Below are 1,932 nucleotides of genomic sequence, written 5' to 3'. Positions count from 1 at the left end.
AATGCCTGATGGCGCTACGCTTATCAGGCCTACAAATACACGCAGGCCTTTCTTCGCGTTACTTAACGAACTCTTCGCCCAGAGTAATATCTTTTTTCAGCGTATCCAGCATGCCTTCCAGCGAGCTTTGTTCAAACGCGCTCAGCTTGCCGATAGACTGACGCTCTTCTACGCCGTTTTTACCCAGCAGCAGCGGCTGAGAGAAGAAACGAGCATACTGACCGTCGCCTTCAACGTAAGCACATTCAACCACACCTTTTTCGCCGCTCAATGCGCGAACCAGGGACAGGCCGAAACGTGCAGCAGCCTGACCCATAGACAGGGTTGCAGAACCGCCACCGGCTTTGGCTTCCACAACTTCAGTACCCGCATTCTGGATACGTTTAGTCAGGTCAGCTGCTTCTTGTTCGGTGAAGCTTACGCCAGGAATTTGTGACAGCAGTGGCAGGATGGTCACGCCAGAATGGCCGCCAATAACCGGAACTTCAACGTCGCCTGGTTGTTTGCCTTTCAGTTCCGCAACAAAGGTGTTGGAGCGGATGATGTCCAGCGTGGTCACGCCAAACAGTTTGTTCTTATCGTATACGCCTGCTTTTTTCAGCACTTCTGCAGCGATAGCAACGGTAGTATTCACCGGGTTAGTGATGATACCGATACACGCTTTCGGGCAGGTTTTAGCAACTTGCTGCACCAGGTTCTTCACGATTCCGGCGTTGACGTTGAACAGGTCGGAACGATCCATACCCGGTTTACGTGCGACACCCGCAGAGATCAGTACCACATCAGCACCTTCCAGTGCAGGGGTAGCATCTTCGCCGCTGAAGCCTTTGATTTTCACAGCAGTAGGGATATGGCTCAAATCAACGGCCACACCAGGTGTTACTGGAGCGATGTCGTACAGGGAGAGTTCTGAACCTGAAGGCAGTTGGGTTTTTAACAGTAATGCTAGCGCCTGACCGATACCACCAGCAGCGCCGAGGACTGCAACTTTCATCCTAAACTCCTTATTATATTGATAAGCAAAATGTCTATTGCTCCGCGGCGGCGACCTTAATTCACAAATCCAATGAATACAACAACCACGCGTCAAGAATGCGTAGTCACGCAAATTTGGCTTTTATGCATTTAACTTACGTAAAATAAAACCTAAGTTACGTAATTCAAAACCACCCACACAGTAGAGCAACTTTCCAACAGGTGCTGACAATATACCCTACCCGCCTCTCAAAACAACATCAATTTGATAACATTTAATTTACTTTTAACCTTATTTGCGAGCCGTGACACAGGCATGTTTCTTGATAACGAAATTTGATAAAATTCCGCTCTTTCATAACATTATTTCAGCCTTGAACAAGGCAGACTGTTTGCATAAAAATTCATCTGTATGCACAATAATGTTGTTTCTACCGCCATATTACGGGTGACTTATGCGAAGCTCGGCAAAACAAGAAGAATTAGTAAAGGCGTTTAAAGCGCTGCTTAAAGAAGAAAAGTTCAGCTCTCAAGGCGAAATCGTCCTCGCGTTGCAGGATCAGGGCTTTGATAATATCAATCAGTCCAAGGTTTCACGCATGCTGACCAAATTTGGCGCCGTGCGTACCCGCAATGCGAAAATGGAAATGGTGTACTGTCTTCCGGCGGAGCTGGGCGTACCCACGACCTCCAGCCCGCTGAAAAATCTGGTGTTGGATATCGACTATAACGATGCGGTCGTAGTTATTCATACCAGCCCTGGCGCTGCTCAGTTGATTGCACGTCTGCTGGACTCATTGGGGAAAGCGGAAGGTATCCTGGGTACGATTGCCGGTGACGATACCATCTTCACCACCCCTGCTAAGGGTTTTACGGTAAAAGATCTGTACGAAGCCATTCTGGAACTGTTCGAACAAGAACTGTAATACCGCCTCCCCGTCGCCTCGCGGCGGGGGA

General features: G+C 48.7%; 2 protein-coding genes. One reads left to right on the top strand and one right to left on the bottom strand.

What is annotated here, in order from left to right; translation table 11 throughout:
• Positions 1–58: 58 nt before the first annotated feature.
• Positions 59–994 (bottom strand): malate dehydrogenase, encoded by a 936-nt coding sequence (gene mdh, locus FDW94_RS01015; RefSeq protein WP_008785953.1) that lies wholly within the window; start codon positions 992–994, stop codon positions 59–61.
• 436 nt (positions 995–1,430) lie between these two features.
• Here mdh and argR point away from each other — a divergent pair, with 436 nt between their 5' ends.
• Positions 1,431–1,901, top strand: a complete 471-nt coding sequence (argR, locus tag FDW94_RS01005; protein WP_003025162.1) for a transcriptional regulator ArgR — start codon at positions 1,431–1,433, stop codon at positions 1,899–1,901.
• The last annotated feature ends 31 nt before the right edge of the window (positions 1,902–1,932 follow it).

Origin of the sequence: Citrobacter sp. wls757 (assembly GCF_005280935.1) — a bacterium.
Taxonomy (GTDB): Bacteria; Pseudomonadota; Gammaproteobacteria; order Enterobacterales; family Enterobacteriaceae; genus Citrobacter; species Citrobacter portucalensis.
This window is presented reverse-complemented; position numbering and strand designations above follow the sequence as displayed.

Bases quoted from the DNA above. Each gene is read 5' to 3' on its own strand.
- mdh (WP_008785953.1), bottom strand. From the start codon at position 994: ATGAAAGTTGCAGTCCTCGGCGCTGCTGGTGGTATCGGTCAGGCGCTA.
- argR (WP_003025162.1), top strand. From the start codon at position 1,431: ATGCGAAGCTCGGCAAAACAAGAAGAATTAGTAAAGGCGTTTAAAGCG.